This is a genomic window from Rhodopseudomonas sp. P2A-2r (assembly GCF_026015985.1).
Lineage (GTDB): Bacteria > Pseudomonadota > Alphaproteobacteria > Rhizobiales > Xanthobacteraceae > Tardiphaga.
In genome coordinates this window covers 2594928-2611124 of record NZ_CP110389.1, presented here as the reverse complement: position 1 = coordinate 2611124, position 16197 = coordinate 2594928, and the positions used below count along the sequence as shown (strand labels likewise).

The following is a 16197-nucleotide window of genomic DNA, read 5'->3' as shown; positions in this document are numbered from 1 at the left end:
GCATTTTCTTAAGCACCCGTCGGCGCCTTGTCACCTTGTCCTGCGCGCGCTTGTCCAGTATTCCGCAGGCCTGATTGCGTTCGCCCTTCCCCGCACCGAGTTTTCGCCGAGAATCGAGATCGCGCCATGCGTCGTTTGTTGCTGCTGCGCCACGCCAAGACGGAGCGAGATGCCCCGAGCGGCAAGGACTTCGACCGCCGGCTCGACGAGCGCGGCCAGGTCGACGCCCTCACCCTCGGTGCCTGGCTTTCAAAACATCCGCCGCTGCCGGATCTGGTGTGCGTTTCCACCGCGGTGCGGGCGCAGCAGACCTGGAGCCAGCTGGCCATCGGCATCGACGCCGCCCGGCCGGCGCTGGCGGCCCATCTCGACGAGATCTACAATGCCGGTCCCACCGACCTGCTGGCGGTGGCCCGCGCCGCCGCCGTCGAGGATCCCGCCACGCTGATGATCATCGGCCACAATCCCGGCCTGCACGAGCTCGCGCTCAGCCTGATCGGCGGCGGCGACGCCGCCGGCCAGAAGGCGATCGCCGACAACCTGCCGACATCGGGCCTCGTGGTGATCGACTTCGACATCGCCGACTGGGGCGACGTCGCATTCCGCGGCGGCAAGCTGGTCCGTTTCGTCAGCCCGAAGCTGCTCAAGGGCGATTAAACCAATCCTGCACCGGCGCGGTAGGCGTGCTAGTCTCCTCACGGGGAGGCGCAGATGTTCAAGATCATTCTCGTCCCGATCGATCTCGGCGAAGCCGAGCTCGCCAAATCGGCCATCGCCACCGCAGCGTCGTTGACGCAGAGCTATGGCGGCACGGTGCGGCTCATCAACGTGCTGCCGATGACGCCGGTGATGCTGGCGGAATATGTCCCGGCGGATTTCGATTCCCAGCAGCGCGTCGCGTCAGAACAGGCGTTGGCCATCGTCGCGATCGAATCCGGCATTGCACCGGACCGGATTTCCACGGTGGTGCGCCAGGGCGGCATCTATCACGAGATCCTCGAAGAGGCGGCGGCGATCAAGGCCGAGCTGATCGTGATGACCTCGCACCGCCCGGCCATGCGCACCTACTTTCTCGGCTCCAATGCCGGCCATGTGGTGCGCTATGCCAAGTGCTCGGTGCTGGTGGTCAGGAAGTAGCGAGACACCCGTGATATGACGCAGGCCGCGATTTCATTTTGCCGACGCAGCAACTACGGCAGCAATTCTTTCGGCACATCGTCAAATGTGTAGTTGCGCGGCTTGTTGCGGCGGATGAAGCCGCCGATCTGCCAGCCGAAGATCGCGGCGAAACCGACGATGAACAGCGCGCCGTAGAATTCACCGGTAGCCAGTGCGCGCGCCAGCAGCCCGGCCATGGCGATGAACACCAGCGCCAGGATCGCGACGCTGCCGGCATAGACGGCCGGCCTGAGACCGCCGTTGAGCCTCACCTGTCCGCCCGCCAGGGCAAGACGCTCGTGCAGCCGCACAATGAATGCACGGTAGTCCCTGTCCTGCGGCGCCATCAGCGCGACGGTCTGCCAGGTGGTGGACAGCACCACGATGCGCTCGCCCTGGCTATTTTCAATGTCCGCGCGAAACCGCCGCGATTGCATCGACACCGGCCGGAAAGACAGCCGGACCAGCGCGATGCTGGCGTAGGGCCAGACGCCCGACTTGCGGCCGGCGCGAAACGACAGCCCGTCCTCTGTCAATTCGAACTGATAGGCACTGCCGACGAGCGACGCCCGATACGCATATCGGTCGCCGGACGGCTCGGCATCGACAGCCGGCTGCGCCTGCGATTTCAACTTGCCTTCGAACATCTGCAGGAACCCACCAGCGCCAACCGAACGGCGGCGTCGCTTGCGCAGGCGCCCGTCCATCCCTTACAAGCCACGGGGATGGACGCGGGCGCAAGGCCCCCGGCACGCGATCCCTGCTTCGATGGGCACCACCATGGCCGAGACCACCTATTTTCCGCGGCGCCTGATTCTGGCCGGCGCCATGCTGTCCGGTATCCTGCTGGCGCTTGCCGTGCATATGCTGGGCCAGCGTTTCGGTCTCGATCTCGGCGGGTTGTGGCGCACCGACGCCCACGACTTCATGCCGGTCGGCGCCGCGGTGGCGTGGTGGCTCATCGCAACGGTGGCATTTGTTGGCGGCTATCTGACGGCAACGCTGATGCAAAGCGCGGTATCGGGCCGGATCCCGCAACGCATGCGCCAGTTTCTGATCGCGGTCGGCGTGCTGGTGCTGGCGGGCGCCGGCCAGGCGGCTTCGGCGCCAAGTCCGGTGCCGACCATCGCCGGGGTTCTCGCCGGCCTTGCCGCCCTGTGCCTCGGCGGCATGATGGCATTCTGCGGCGCCCATTTTGCGTTGCGGAAGGCATAATCCCGGTCCGCGGAACGGCGCTCCATTAAAAATCGCGCGGGCTGCCCCGCGCGACTTTTTGTCTCAACGACGTCGATCGATCAGCTGGCGGCGCGCAGATTGATCTTGCTCTCCGCCAGCGTGGTGAGCTTCTTGTCGGTAGCCTTTTCCTCGTCGAGAGTCTTCTGCAGCACCGCTGCACAATCGTTGCGGCCGAGCTGCTTGGCCCAGGCGATCAGACTGCCGTAGCGTACGATCTCGTAGTGTTCAGCAGCCTGCGCCGCATTGATCAACGCGGCATCAAGTACCGCCTTGTCGTCGACTTCGCCTGCGGTCTCGTCGGCTTCCTTGATGATGCCGTCGATCGCCGGGCAATTGACCGACTTGACCTCGGCGCCGTGCATCTTGAACACCTGCTCGAGCCGCTGGACGTGAACCTGGGTCTCGTCGAGATGGGTCATGAATCCCTGCTTCAGCTGCGGATCGGTGGCTTTATCCGCCATCTTCGGCAGCGCCTTCAGCAGCTGTTTCTCCGCGTAGTAGATATCCTGCAGCTGATGCACGAACAGGTCATCCATGGTCTTGATATCTTTTGTAAACAGTCCCATTGCTTCACCGTGGTTTCGGGAACGGAACAACGCGACCGCAGTGCGACGCATCGTCTGTTCGGTTGCTGATAGCTCGCTAACCGGTATTTCGGAGCTATGTTCCGGGAACACGCGCGGGAATTGCGATGGACGATGCACGATGCACGATGCACGATGCACGATGGCGGCCTATATGGAGACGCGGACAGAACGTTGCAAATGCAGTTAATCATGGCGGGCTCGCGGCCCTGCTGTGGCGTCAGGAGCCAGGCAGGTGCGCGATGGCACGGGCCCAAAGCGCACCGGCGGCGTTGTCAAGGGCTGCACAACACCCTGTTTTTGGCTTAAGGATTTCGCGTATGAGTGAACTTTGCGTATGAACAAATTGGTCGCCGCTTGCCGCCCGTCGCTACTGCCGGCTTTGAAACTGCTCGCGCCCTTCGGGGAGGACGCATGCGACAATTGCTGACCGCGCTTGGGCGCGGCTTCAAGCAGCACATCGGCTGGAAAAAGCTGGGTGTCGCGGCGAGCGTGCTGATCATCGCCCTGGCGATCACCCATCTGGTGCGCACCCTCAAGGGTGTGGACGCCGGCGTGATCCTGCAGGCAATCACCGAAAAGTCGCCGCTCGACGTCGCGCTTGCGGCGCTCTGCGTGCTCGGCGCTTTCTGTACGCTGACCTTCTACGATTTCTTCGCGTTGCGAACCATTGGCAAGAGCCACATTCCCTATCGCATCGCCGCGCTGTCGAGCTTCACCAGCTACACCATCGGCCACAACATCGGTGCCACCGTGTTCACCGGCGGGGCGATCCGTTTCCGGATCTATTCCGATTACGGCCTTACCGCCATCGATGTCGCCAAGATCTGCTTCATTTCGGGCCTGACCTTCTGGCTCGGCAACACCTTCGTTCTCGGCATCGGCATGCTGTGGCACCCGCAGGCCGCCTCGTCGATGGATCTGCTGCCCGATGCCGTCAACCGGCTGATCGGCCTCGGCGGCATCGTCGGCATTTCCGCCTATCTGATCTGGCTGTCGATGGGCGACAAGCGCCGCGAGATCGGCCGCAACGGCTGGAAGGTGACGCTGCCCTCGGCCCGCGTCACCCTGCTGCAGATCCTGATCGGCGTGGCCGATCTCGGCTTCTGCGCCATGGCCATGTATCTGCTGATGCCGGCCGATCCGGCAATCGATTTCGTCTCGCTGGCGGTGGTGTTCATTCTCGCCACCCTGCTCGGCTTCGCCAGCCATGCGCCTGGCAGTCTCGGCGTGTTCGACGCGGCCATGCTGGTGGCGCTGCCGCAATTCGGCCGCGAGCAACTGGTGGCCACGCTGGTGCTGTTCCGCATCCTGTATTTCATGCTGCCGTTCGCAGTGGCCATCGCCGTCATGGCAAGCCGCGAATTGTGGCTCAATGTGGTGCGGCCGTGGCAGCAGCGCCGCGCCCAGGAGCAACAGGATCTGCTAAGGCAGGCCGATGCCGAGCAGCGCCGTGCCGCGACGGCGACCGTGATTCCGCATCCCGCCAAGAACCGGCAGGCGCAGGGCTGATCTGCGCCAAGCCCCTTGTTCGAGTCCGCTTGGCCGATTTGTGATGGCCCCTCTTACTTCTGCCCCATCCGTGACGTTCAAGACGCCATGACCCGAATTCGCATCGCACCCGCCTTCATCCGCATCGCCCTGCTGCTTGCCGCCTTGTGCGCCCTGCCCGCCGATTGGGCGGCGGCGCAAGGCGCCGCGCCGATGCAGATTTCATGGGAAGTCCGCAACCGCTTCCGGCTGTTTCGTGAGGAGCGGGACTTCCAGCTTCACGTCGAATCCCTGCGCAACCACAGCGTGCTCGCCGCGGAGCAGGCGCTTGAAGTGCAGAGCGATGGCCGCGGCTGGGCCCGCAACACGCTTGGCCGGCTGTGCATCGACCTCGCCGGCAAGGTCAGCGAGCCCTGCACCCGCGACACCGTCAAGGAAAGCTATCTGACGCCCACCGAGCATCCGATCACCGTGCGCCTCACCGGCGACGTGCCGGTCGGCGCGGTCTGCGCCTGGACCTTCGACGATGGCGACGGTCCGCGGCAATCGACCTTCGATTGTGCCGAACCGATCAATTTTCGCGCCCGCTATGGCCGCCCGACCCAGGCCACCGTCGAGGTTGCCAGCGGCCCCGACGCCCCGCAGCGCGTGGTCACGCAGATCATGGTGCGCGACGTGCTGATCGCCGGCCTTGGCGACTCCATCGCGTCGGGCGAGGGCAATCCGGACCGGCCGGTCGCACTGTCCGACGATGGCTTCTGCTTCCGATCCTACCTCGGCACGGCCTCCGGCATGTTCTACCGGCCCAGCCGCGCCGGCTTCAAGGGCGGGCGCTCGTGCGATTCCTATGAACCCCTGCAGGCCTGGCAACGCCAGAGCGCGACCTGGCTGAATTCGGCGTGCCACCGTTCGCTCTACAGCTACCAGACCCGCACCGCGCTGGCGCTGGCGGTGGCGTATCCGCACATCGCGGTGACCTACCTGCCGCTCGCCTGTTCCGGCGCGACCATCGCCGACGGCCTGTTCGGGTCGCAGCGCGCGCGGGAATGCCTGACCACCAAGACGACCATAAACTGCCAGGGCACCGTCAATGCGCAGCTCACCGAGCTGCGCGAGGCGATGACGGCCGCCAAGCGCCGGCAGCCCAACCGCAAGCTCGACCTTGTGCTGCTCTCGGTCGGCGCCAACGACATCAACTTCTCCGGCCTGGTCGCCGACGTCATCGTCGAGAACTCCACCGAGCGCACGCTGTTCAAGCGCACCGGCATCATCGGATCGGTCGAGGACTCCCGGGCGGCGCTGGCGCGCGACTTGCCGGCCGGATTCAGCAAGCTGCGCGAAGCGCTGAAGCCGCTGGTCGGCAACGACCTGTCCCACGTGGTCTATGTCGCCTATGCCAATCCGGCGCTGGCCAATGGCGCGCCCTGCCCGGGCGGTCCGGCCGGCTTCGACATCCACCCGTCGTTCAATGCCAACCCGCAGCGGCTGTCCAGCGTGGCGAATTTCGTCCAGAGCGAGTTCCTGCCGCAGCTCAAGGCGCTGGCCCTGTGCCAGGGCGGCATCATGTGCCGCGATCCGGCCGGTGACCGCATGACCTTCGTCGATGCCCATCAGGCCGCCTTCGCCAATCACGGATTTTGTGCGAGGTCTGCGTCCGATCCGGAGTTCGACCGCGCCTGTTTCTCGGCCAAGGGGGACAGTTTCGACCCCGACATCGTCGCCGCCGCCGAGCAGCCGATGACCTGCGGTCGCGGCGCCAGCGAGTTTCGCGCCTATCTGCCGCGCGGCCGCTGGATCCGCGACGCCAATGACAGCTACTTCGCCGCGATGACTTATCCGCAGGGCTACTCGGCTGCGGCCGTGCCTGCGGATATCCACGACGCCACCTGGGGCGTGCTGTCAGCGGTCTATGGCGGCGCGATCCATCCGACCGCCGAGGGCCATGCCGCCATGGCCGATGCGGCACTGCCGGCCGTGGCCGACGTGCTGCGACTTGGCAATGAGGCCGAGGTGGTCCAGGAGCCGCTGGCGCCAGTGACGCCGGCATCGCGGTAGCTCGCTTCATCCCGAGTGAAGCGCTGGGCTCCTCGCGTCGCAACGCTTCGCCAGAACGGTACGAAATCACGAAAGCGCTGCGGCGCTCCAGCGTCCGGCAATCAGCAACTGCGCGCGATCAACGCGTCGCTGGCGGGACCGCGTTGGTCGCCTTCTTGACGCCAACGGTCGGCTTCATAGCGCCCGCCTGCGGCGGCTTCCCGGCGGGAGCGGCCAGCGCCGCGGCCTGCTCCGGCATGTACTTCGCCAGCACGCCGGGATCGAGCGAGGCGATCATGGCGTCGGGCAGCCGGTACCAGGTCTCGTCCTTGCCGAGCAGCGAAATGCCCCAGTAACCGCGCAGCGTCAGCGTCTGGCCGTCGGGGCTGACGCTCATCTTGGCCTTGTAGATCTTGCCGTCGCGCGGATCGAGAATGTTGCCGTCCTCGTACTTCAGGCCGACATGTTTCATGCCGCGGATAAACGAGATACCGAGCACCGGCGCGCCCTTGCGATCGTCGACGCATTTGACGCAGAATTCGTTCGGCGGCTCGCTGGGATTGGAAAACGTCTTGGCGATGGCGCCTTCGACGACCCCATCGTGGTCGACCATCAGCACCCAGACCACCGGCTTGTTGTTCTCGACCTTCTGCCAAAGTCCAACCGCAGAAGGCTCCTGCGCCCGCATCGGCGTCGCCGACAGGGTCAGTGCTGCGATCGCCGCGCCGAACGCGCCGGTCAGTCGAAGGCTGGATAGTACTTTGAACATGCTGATCACCGGGCCGGGGCGTCGCGATGGTGGCGACGGGAACTCTGCTCTGTCGGTTGCAGAGTGCCGCTGCTTGATGGCTTTTGCAAGAAGCGTGACCCCGAACGGGATTTCACTGTGTGACGCCGCCACACCTTCGCCACACCGTGCCGATGACGGCACGGTAGCAGATTGTCCGATCGCGCAGCGCTTCAGTTGACGCCGAGCTTCTTCTGCAGGCTCGACGACGACGTCGTGTACTGAAACACTAGGCGCTTGTCTGGATAGACGTAGCGATGCGCCTTCTGCGCCATCAGCGCGCCCTCGTGGAAGCCGGACAGGATCAGCTTGAGCTTGCCGGGATAGGTGTTGATATCGCCGATCGCGAAGATGCCGGGCACGTTGGTCTCGAACGATGCGGTTTCCACCGGCACCAGATTGTTCTCCAGCTTGACGCCCCAGTTCGCCACCGGTCCGAGCTTCATGGTCAGGCCGAAGAACGGCAGCATGGTATCGCAATCGACCTTGAAGGTTTCGTTGTCGCTGCCCTTGACCGCAGCGCCCGACAGCATGCCGCCCTCGCCTTCCAGCGCAGTGACCTGACCGATCCTGAGATCCATCTGGCCGGACGCCACCAGCGTCCGCATCTGCTCGACGCTGTGCGGGGCGGCGCGGAAATCGTCGCGCCGGTGCAGCAGCGTGACGCGTTTGGCGATCGGCTGCAGGTTGAGCGTCCAGTCCAGCGCGGAATCGCCGCCGCCGACGATCAGGATGCTCTTGTCGCGAAACTGCTCCATTTTTCGCACGGCGTAGAACACCGACGTGCCCTCATAGGCCTCGATGCCCGGCACCGGCGGCCGCTTCGGCTGGAACGAGCCGCCGCCCGCGGAAATCACCACCACCTTGCACTCGAACACCTGGCCGGCATCGGTGGTGACGCGAAACAGGGGATCGCCGATCTTCTCGATGGTCTCGACCATTTCATTGAGATGGAAGGTCGGGCTGAACGGCTTGATCTGCTCCATCAGCGCATCGGTGAGGCCCTGGCCGGTGACCATGGGAATGCCGGGAATGTCGTAGATAGGCTTTTCCGGATAGAGCTCGGCGCACTGGCCGCCCAGCTTGTCGAGGATGTCGACGAGGTGGGTCTTCATGTCGAGCAGGCCAAGTTCGAAAACGGCAAACAGCCCGCAGGGACCCGCGCCAATGATCAGCACGTCGGTCTTGATCGTTTCGCTCATGGGGTTTCTTCTCGGTTGAACCTTGCCCGTGGCCCGGCGCCATCCGGCCCGAAATGTCTAGCCAACCGTGCCCGACGAGGAAAGCCATAAATCGGCGCAGCGCCCTTGCCCGCGCCCGGCAACTGGGCTGTAACAGTCGCAAAACGCTGGAGACGCTACGTGAACGCACCCGCCCGGGCGACGCCCCCGCTGCTTGAGAACTTCCCCTATCGGCTGACCGACAATGTGCGTTTCGCCGACCTCGACCCGAACCAGCACGTCAACAACGCGGTCTATGCAAGCTACTTCGAGACCAGCCGGGTCATGCTGGTGAAGGACCCCGCCTACGGGCTGATGCTACCGGGCCTCGCCTGGGTGCTGGTCCAGCTCAATATCCACTATCGCGCCGAACTGCACTGGCCCGGCACCATCGAGCTCGGCCTCGGTGTCATCAAGCTCGGCCGCACCTCGGCGACCTTCTCGCAGGTGGTATTCTCGGAGGGCAAGTGCATGGCGTCGGCGACGTCGACCACGGTGATGGTCGGCCATGACAGCCGCGACCCGACGCCGATCCCCGCCGAGATCGTCGCACGCTTTCAGCCCTGGATGATGCACGGCGGCGGCAGCCCGTAGAGCTCAACGCCCCATGTCCCGGACGCGGTGCATTGCGCCGCCGTTTGCCGGCGGAGTGCACCGCAGAGCCGGGACCGCCCAAAACTCGGAGCCCGGTACGGTCCCGGATCTGCGAAGCAGCACTGCCGCGCGAAGCTTTGCTTCGCTAGGCTGCGTCGCGTCCGGGACAAGTGTCAGCGCTTAAATTCGAACCGATCAGGCCTGGCGTTCGGGGGTGCGGACGATCAGACCGTCCAGCGCGTCGGTGACCTTGATCTGGCACGACAGCCGGGAATTCGGCCGCACGTCGTAGCCGAAATCCAGCATGTCCTCTTCCATCGGCGTCGGCGCGCCGACCTTCTCCTGCCAGGCTTCGTCCACATAGACGTGGCAGGTCGCACAGGCGCAAGCGCCGCCGCATTCGGCCTCGATGCCGGGAATGGCGTTGCGAATGGCCGCCTCCATCACGGTGGCGCCGTTCTCGACGTCGATGGTGCGGGTTTCGCCGGTGTGATCGACAAAGTTTATCTTGGCCATGATGCTCGCGCTGCAGGAAGGGAGAGACAGGTTGTCGTATAACGGGTCGATCCGGATCGCGCCAGCGCTCCGCCGCAAAACCTGAATCTCGAGGGCAGATCGCTCAGGAACGCTTCAGGATGCCATCGATCGCCTGGCGGGCCTCGGTCACTGCATCGGCCAGGGCCATCAGCGGTTCGCCGCCATTGTCGTCATTCCGCAGGGCGGTCTCCAGCCAATCCGCGGCATCGGCGACCCGGAACGCCCCGATCGCCATCGCCGAGCCCTTCAGGGTATGGGCCAGATCGGCGGCGTTGGGCGGCGATCCGGCGAGATGGTCCATCAGGCCGGCCGACTGGCCGGCGAACATCGCCAGCACTTCGCGCTCGAGGCCGGGATCGCCGAGGGTCATGCGTGCGAGGTGGGCGCGATCGATCGGACCATCATCGGGAGCAAGCGGCGGCGACGGCATCCAGTGAACCTGTTCCATGTGCAGTGTCATGATGATGCCCAACCTGGCTGCCGCCGAGCAATCCGGCGTGCGATTTTGGTCAGCCAATCACAACAGTGGTTAACGGAACGTTTCGCGTACAGGCCGCAAGTTTGCCGCTTTTTAGACGAAACCTCGCCACGATGTCGTCGCGACGCGGGATTTGCGAGCTACACTAACGACTTGGGCGCCGCGGCGTTAACGATGATTAAGATTGTATTAATCGAATCCATTTCATTCGAGCCACCAAGCCAATAGGATGTTTGCGGAAGTAGTGGACAAGCCGGGACACCGGTAGTTTTCGCCGTCATCCGCGGGGTGCACCCGGGTTTCCCGGTATGCAGGATGACGGTGCGGGGCTTCCAGATGCGTAAAACAAGGGGCGTGGACTGAACATGGCAAACAATCCGAAAAAGGCCAAGGATCCAACCGAAGTCGCTCTCTCTGCCATCCAGGAAGCACTGAACATCAGCGACGTGCCCGTGGTCGACCGCGACCCGACCTTTGCTTCGCGCGACAACGCGCCGGCCAATGCCACCCCCGCCTATGACGAGAATTCATTCGACGCGCGGATGGGCGCCGAGCGCTCCGCCTTCGACACCGCCGAGGACGCGCGCTTCGCCCGCCGCCCCGCCAATGACGACCGCGAAACCATCGGCCAGATCCTGCAGGCGATCCAGAAGGGCCGCCCCGCCCGCAACGTCTACACCCTGGCCTCTCTGTTCGCCGGCGTCTGGGTGGTCGGCGCAGGCCTGCTGACCGTCGCCTTCCTGCCCTCGCTGCAGGCCTTCATCGGCCAGGGCTCCGGCGGCACGCTGGCGCTGGCCGGCCTCGCGGTGCTGTTCTTCGCCCCCGTCCTGTTGTTCTACTTCCTCGCCAGCATTGCCTGGCGCGGCCAGGAACTCGGCATGATCGCCCAGTCCATGGCGCAGGTGGCGATCCGTTTCTCCGAGCCCGAAGGCGCCGCCAGCGATTCCATGGTCACGGTCGGCCAGGCGATCCGCCGCGAGGTCGCGGCCATGGGCGACGGCGTCGAGCGCGCCATCGCGCGCGCCGGCGAACTCGAAACCCTGGTTGCCAACGAAGTCTCTGCGCTGGAGCGCGCCTATTCCGACAACGAAGTGCGCATCCGCGCGCTGCTGCAGGACATCGCGCATCAGCGCGACAACCTGGTCGGCCAGGCCGAGCAGGTCCGCAGCGCCATCTCCGGCGTGCAGATCGATCTGCGCCACGACATCGCGCTGATCTCCGACGCCATCGCCTCGCGCGTCGACGAGGTCGCCAAGAGCATCACCGGCGCGCTGGAAGAGCGTGGCGAACACATCACGCGGGCGCTCAGCAATGCCGGCGACAACATGATCCTGGCGCTCGGCGAGCGCGGCGGCGACCTGCTCGACCGTCTCGAGGAAGCCAGCGCCGAGACCACTCGCGCGGTGCTCGACGCCAGCGAACGCCTGACCTCCAGCCTGAACTTCAAGACCGGCCATGTGCACGACGAATTCGTCGATCTCGCCGACCGCGTCCACGACATGCTGAACGAGCGCATCGACCGCATCACCAGCGAGTTCGAGACCCGCTCCTCGGGCATCGTCGATCGCGTCTCGGATCGCACCGAGCAGGTCCACGACTCCTGAAGAATTCCAGCGATTCTCTGCTGCTCGAACTCGAGTTGCGCAGCGGCGATCTGGTCAGCAAGATCGACGAGGCCGGCAACCGTCTCGCCACCCGCATCATCGACAGCGGCGACAAGGCCTCCGAGGCGCTCGATGTCACCGTCAATGCACTGGTCGCCAAGGTCGCCAGCCAGACCGAGACCGCGCACGACACCCTCAGCCTGCAGATGAGCGCCTTCGACGAACTGGTGAAGGAACAGGGCTCTGAACTCGCCGAGAAGTTCTCGCGCGACAGCGGCACGCTGGGCGCCCTGATCACCCGCCACATCTCCGAATTCGACCGCACCGTGAAGACCTTCGGCGGCGAAGTCGTCGATCGGCTCGGACAGCGGACCCATGACATCTCGGACACGCTGAAGACCTACGTCGATACGTTCGACACCCGCCTGACCTCGAACGGCGGCCAGATCACCGCTTCGCTCGACCAGCGCCTGCAGCAGTTCGAAACCACCTTCGAATCCCGCGTCAGCGACCTCGACGCGTCGCTGGACAGCCGCATCAAGTCGTTCGACGAGACCGTCGACGGCCGGCTCAAGGGGCTGGAAGAGACGTTCGACGCGCGTGCCCAGTCGGTCACCGCGACCATCGAAAACCGCCTCGAGACGCTGTCGTCGTCGCTGTCGGACGGCGCCATCCAGGCGGTGAGCACGATCGACGCCCGCCTCAGCCATCTGACCAGTGCCGTGACCGACGGTGCAACCGATGCCGTCGACACTATCGACCACCGCCTGACCCATCTGGCGACGGCGCTGACCCAGGGCGCCGACGTTGCGGTCCATTCCATCGACCAGCGCCTGGTCCGCCTGACCACCGCACTCGCCGACGGCGCCAACCACGCCGTCAGCACCGTCGACGCGCGCCTGAGCCACCTCGCCTCCTCGATCACCGACGGCGCGGTGCAGGCGATCTACTCCATCGACTCGCGTCTCGCCGACCTCACCTCCACGCTGACCGGCGGTACCACGCAGGCGATCGCGGCGATCGACCACCGCATCGCCGATGTCACCGCGACCATCGACGACCGCAGCACCGCTCTGGCTGACACCGTCACCGCCCGCTTCCAGGCGATCCACAACGGCTTCGAAAATCGCGTCGGCTCCGTGGTCACGGAGATCGACACCCGCGTCGGCCAGTTCGAGGAGCTGCTGGGCTCGCGCATCGAGGCCGTCGCCGGCCGCATCGAGACCTCCGGCCGTCAGGCCAGCGAGTCGCTGATGAGCCGCGCCGAGGAATTGTCCGCCGGCATCAAGTCGCATGTCGAGGACGCGGAACGTTCGCTGACCCATCTGGTGGTCAACACCAGCGAGACCATCCAGGCCGGCGCCCGCGCCGCCCAGGAATCGCTGTTCACCGTCTCGACGGATGTGGGCGCGCAGCTGCGGCTGACCTCCACCGACGTCGAACGCACGCTGACGGTTGTCGGCAGCAATGCTGCGAACGCCATCCTCAACAGCGCCCGCGACGCGCAGACCACCCTGGTGGCCGCCTCGAGCGAAGCCGCCGGCCAGATCAAGTCGCTGTCCGCCGATGTCGAGCGCACCCTGTCCGCAGCCGGCACCGCCACCGCCGACTCGGTCCTGAACGGCGCCCGCGCCGCGCAGACGACCCTGGTCTCCGCCTCCAACGAAGCCTCGCAGCAGATCAAGACGCTGGCCGCCGACGTGGAACGCACCCTGGTCGCGGCCGGCACCGCCACCGCCGACTCCATCCTGGCCAGCACACGCGGCGTGCAGACCTCGCTCATCAACGCCTCCTCGGAAGCGTCGAACCAGGTCCGCAATCTCGCCGCCGATATCGAGCGCAGCCTCACCATAGCCGGTAGTTCCACCGCGGACTCCATCGTCGCCAGTGCCCGCGACGCGCAGGCCACGCTGGCTTCGACCTCCGCCGACGTCTCGGCGCAGGCCAGGTCGCTCGCCGCCGACATCGAACGCAGCCTCACGTCCGCCGGCAGCCTGTCCGCGGAATCCATGGTCACCGGTGCCCGCGAGGCGCAGTCGACCCTGGTCGCCGCGTCCTCGGAGGCCGCCAGCCACGTCAAGTCACTGGCCATCGACGTCGAACGCACGCTGTCGGCCGTGGGCGCCGACACCGCTGCGTCGATCCTGAGCAGCGCCCGCGAGGCGCAGACCTCGCTGTCCGCCGCCTCGTCCGAGGCCGCCAGCCAGGTCAAGGCGATCTCCGTCGACATCGAGCGTTCGCTGGCCACCGCCGCCGCCAGCACCTCGGACAACATCCAGGCCAGCGCGCTCGGCGCCCAGACCGCGCTGGTGAGCGTCTCCAACGAAGTCTCGACCCGCATGAAGTCGGCCTCGTCGGAGATCGAACGCTCGGTGTTCGCCGCCACCGGCAGCTTCGGCTCGACCATGACCGGCAAGACCGACGAGATCGTCACCTATGTGCAGCAACAGACTGATCGTCTGTCGCAGATGATCGACGCCAAGCGCGGTTCGCTGGTCGATGCCCTCGGCAACAAGACCAACCAGCTCACCGTCGATATCGACCGCGTCACTGCCGATGCATTGAAGGCCATCGAAACCCGCGGCCACACCTTCGCGCAGTCGATGGTCACCAACTCGTCGGACGTGTCACGCAGCATCACCACCGCCGGCGAAATCGCGACCAACGCGGTCAACAAGTCGCTCAAGGAACTCGAGCACACCTCGCGCTCGGCCATCGAGCAGTCGCGCCAGGTCTCGATCGCTGCGGTCACCGAAATGCAGGAGACCAGCAAGATCCTGCGCACCGACACGGTCGCTCTGTTCGAGCGGCTGCGTGAGGGCAACATCCTGCTGCAGGAAGTCCTCACCGGCGCCCACGACAACCTGAACTCGCTGGAGCGGGCGCTGGTCACCCGCGTCGCCGACTTCGTCACCACCATGAACGACGTGACGTCGCGCAACGGCCAAGCCACCCAGGCGCTGGAAGATCAGCTCGGCACCTTCACCGCCAAGACCTCGAAGGCGGTCGGCGATCTCGCCGAGTTGTCCACCCAGTTCGAAAGCCACGGCCATGCGCTGGTCGATGCCGCCGCACTGGTGGAGCAGAGCAACAAGAGCACCATGGCGTCGGTCGACGAACGCAAGGCCGCGCTGGACTCGCTGGTCACCACCATCGACCTGCGCACCACCGATCTCGATCAGCGGCTGACCCGCTTCACCGGCCTGCTCGATGAATCGCTGGCGGCGGCCGAAGAGCGCGCCCGCGACATCGCGCGCGTGGTGGCGGAGACCGCCGGTGCCGGATCGTCGGCGATCACCCGCCAGTTCGAGGCGGTGCGCGCCTCGGCCGAGGAGGAACGCCGCCTGACGTCGGAGGCCATGAACGAGATCTACCAGCAGGGCACCCAGGAAGCCGATGCGATGTTCAAGCAGTCGGCCGACAAGTTCGCGACGCTGGTTCAGTCCATGAAGATGATGGCCTCGGAAATGCAGAGCGAACTGGAGCAGACCCGCAGCGAGTTGCGCCGCGGTGTGCTGGAAATGCCGCAGGAGGCCGCCGAGAGCACCTCGCAGATGCGCAAGGTCATCGTCGACCAGATCGAGGCGCTGGCCGAGTTGAACCGGATCGTCGCCCGTCACGGCCGCGGCCTCGACGTGGTCGGCGCCAGCCGCGCCAGCGTGCAGCGCGAGGAAGAGCCTGTGATGGCCACTGCCGGCGGTCGCAGCGAGGCAATGTCGCGTCCGGCCCCTGCCCCGGCACCGGCCCCCGCGCCGCAGCCCCGTCAGCGCGATTTCGGCAGCGCCTCCAACCTGCCGATGCCGGATATCGGCGCACCTGCCCCGCGCCGCACCGAAGCGCCGCCGGTCGCCCCATCGGGTTCCGACCAGGGCCGTGACGGCTGGCTGTCCGACCTGCTCGGCCGCGCCGACAGCGCCGAGGAGCGTGAGCCGCCGCGCCCGCGCGCCCCGACGCCGCCGCCCGCGCCTGCCAGCAGCGGCAATCCGCTGGAGTCGCTGTCGCTCGACATCGGCCGGCTGATGGACCGCGCGCTGGCCGCCGAGATGTGGGATCGCTACCAGCGCGGTGAGCGCAAGGCGTTCAGCAAGCGGCTCTACACCCCCGCCGGACAGAAGGCGTTCGACGAGGTCAGCCGCAAGTATCGCGCCGACCGCAACTTCAAGACCACGGTGGACAGGTACATCACCGAGTTCGAACGCCTGCTCGACGAGGTCGCCCGCGACGAACGCGGCCCGGCCGCGCTGCGCAGCCACCTCACCTCGGAAACCGGGCTGGTCTACACCCTGCTCGCCCACGCCGCCAGCCGGCTGGGATAGACGAACGACAGACAGAGCAAACAGAAAAGCGGAGGCAGCAATGCCTCCGCTTTTCTGTTGCCATCATGTGAACTTCAGCACGCCGCTGGTTGCGAGGCCGCCAGCTGCGGCAGCGGCCCTTCTACACCAGCGTGATGCTCATGCAGACCGTGGCGCGA

Annotated in this window: 14 protein-coding genes; 8 read left to right on the top strand and 6 right to left on the bottom strand. The window is 65.8% G+C overall.

What is annotated here, in order from left to right; translation table 11 throughout:
* The first annotated feature begins 126 nt into the window (after positions 1 to 126).
* Positions 127 to 657 (top strand): SixA phosphatase family protein, encoded by a 531-nt coding sequence (locus tag ONR75_RS12225; protein ID WP_265082824.1) that lies wholly within the window; start codon positions 127 to 129, stop codon positions 655 to 657.
* A gap of 54 nt (positions 658 to 711) precedes the next feature.
* Positions 712 to 1137 (top strand): universal stress protein, encoded by a 426-nt coding sequence (locus tag ONR75_RS12220; protein WP_265082823.1) that lies wholly within the window; start codon positions 712 to 714, stop codon positions 1135 to 1137.
* Between the two features lie 53 nt (positions 1138 to 1190).
* Here the strand turns inward: ONR75_RS12220 and ONR75_RS12215 are convergent, their stop codons facing one another.
* Positions 1191 to 1805, bottom strand: a complete 615-nt coding sequence (locus ONR75_RS12215) for a hypothetical protein (protein WP_265082822.1) — start codon at positions 1803 to 1805, stop codon at positions 1191 to 1193.
* A 133-nt stretch (positions 1806 to 1938) separates the two neighbouring features.
* Between ONR75_RS12215 and ONR75_RS12210 the strand changes: the two genes are divergently transcribed.
* Positions 1939 to 2373 carry a hypothetical protein gene (locus ONR75_RS12210; RefSeq protein ID WP_265083633.1) on the top strand — a complete coding sequence of 145 codons (435 nt, stop codon included), beginning with the start codon at positions 1939 to 1941 and terminating at the stop codon, positions 2371 to 2373.
* A gap of 80 nt (positions 2374 to 2453) precedes the next feature.
* On the opposite strand, the gene ONR75_RS12205 is transcribed toward ONR75_RS12210, so the two are convergent.
* Complete coding sequence (locus ONR75_RS12205) at positions 2454 to 2960, bottom strand: ferritin-like domain-containing protein (protein WP_265082821.1); 507 nt, start codon at positions 2958 to 2960, stop codon at positions 2454 to 2456.
* 432 nt (positions 2961 to 3392) lie between these two features.
* On the opposite strand from ONR75_RS12205, the gene ONR75_RS12200 reads away from it, so the two are divergent.
* A complete protein-coding gene (locus tag ONR75_RS12200; protein WP_265082820.1) occupies positions 3393 to 4490 on the top strand; it encodes a lysylphosphatidylglycerol synthase transmembrane domain-containing protein in 1098 nt (365 codons plus the stop codon).
* A gap of 87 nt (positions 4491 to 4577) precedes the next feature.
* The gene (locus tag ONR75_RS12195) at positions 4578 to 6524 is read left to right on the top strand and encodes a hypothetical protein (RefSeq protein ID WP_265082819.1); all 1947 of its coding nucleotides are present in this window, start codon (positions 4578 to 4580) and stop codon (positions 6522 to 6524) included.
* Positions 6525 to 6642: 118 nt separating this feature from the next.
* Here the strand turns inward: ONR75_RS12195 and ONR75_RS12190 are convergent, their stop codons facing one another.
* Both ONR75_RS12190 and ONR75_RS12185 read right to left on the bottom strand, forming a co-directional pair.
* A complete protein-coding gene (locus ONR75_RS12190) occupies positions 6643 to 7272 on the bottom strand; it encodes a DUF2147 domain-containing protein (protein WP_265082818.1) in 630 nt (209 codons plus the stop codon).
* 191 nt (positions 7273 to 7463) lie between these two features.
* Positions 7464 to 8492, bottom strand: coding sequence for an NAD(P)/FAD-dependent oxidoreductase (locus tag ONR75_RS12185; RefSeq protein WP_265082817.1), 1029 nt, complete (start codon positions 8490 to 8492; stop codon positions 7464 to 7466).
* Between the two features lie 159 nt (positions 8493 to 8651).
* Here ONR75_RS12185 and ONR75_RS12180 point away from each other — a divergent pair, with 159 nt between their 5' ends.
* Positions 8652 to 9104 carry an acyl-CoA thioesterase gene (locus ONR75_RS12180; RefSeq protein WP_265082816.1) on the top strand — a complete coding sequence of 151 codons (453 nt, stop codon included), beginning with the start codon at positions 8652 to 8654 and terminating at the stop codon, positions 9102 to 9104.
* 195 nt (positions 9105 to 9299) lie between these two features.
* On the opposite strand, the gene ONR75_RS12175 is transcribed toward ONR75_RS12180, so the two are convergent.
* Both ONR75_RS12175 and ONR75_RS12170 read right to left on the bottom strand, forming a co-directional pair.
* Positions 9300 to 9620, bottom strand: a complete 321-nt coding sequence (locus ONR75_RS12175; RefSeq protein WP_265082815.1) for a (2Fe-2S)-binding protein — start codon at positions 9618 to 9620, stop codon at positions 9300 to 9302.
* Positions 9621 to 9723: 103 nt separating this feature from the next.
* Positions 9724 to 10101: an Hpt domain-containing protein gene (locus ONR75_RS12170; protein WP_265082814.1), complete on the bottom strand. Its 378-nt coding sequence runs from the start codon at positions 10099 to 10101 to the stop codon at positions 9724 to 9726.
* A 383-nt stretch (positions 10102 to 10484) separates the two neighbouring features.
* Between ONR75_RS12170 and ONR75_RS32780 the strand changes: the two genes are divergently transcribed.
* Both ONR75_RS32780 and ONR75_RS12165 read left to right on the top strand, forming a co-directional pair.
* Positions 10485 to 11723, top strand: coding sequence for a hypothetical protein (locus ONR75_RS32780; RefSeq protein ID WP_413776557.1), 1239 nt, complete (start codon positions 10485 to 10487; stop codon positions 11721 to 11723).
* A gap of 35 nt (positions 11724 to 11758) precedes the next feature.
* Positions 11759 to 16039 carry a negative regulator of septation ring formation gene (locus tag ONR75_RS12165; RefSeq protein ID WP_413776463.1) on the top strand — a complete coding sequence of 1427 codons (4281 nt, stop codon included), beginning with the start codon at positions 11759 to 11761 and terminating at the stop codon, positions 16037 to 16039.
* Positions 16040 to 16197 lie beyond the last annotated feature (158 nt).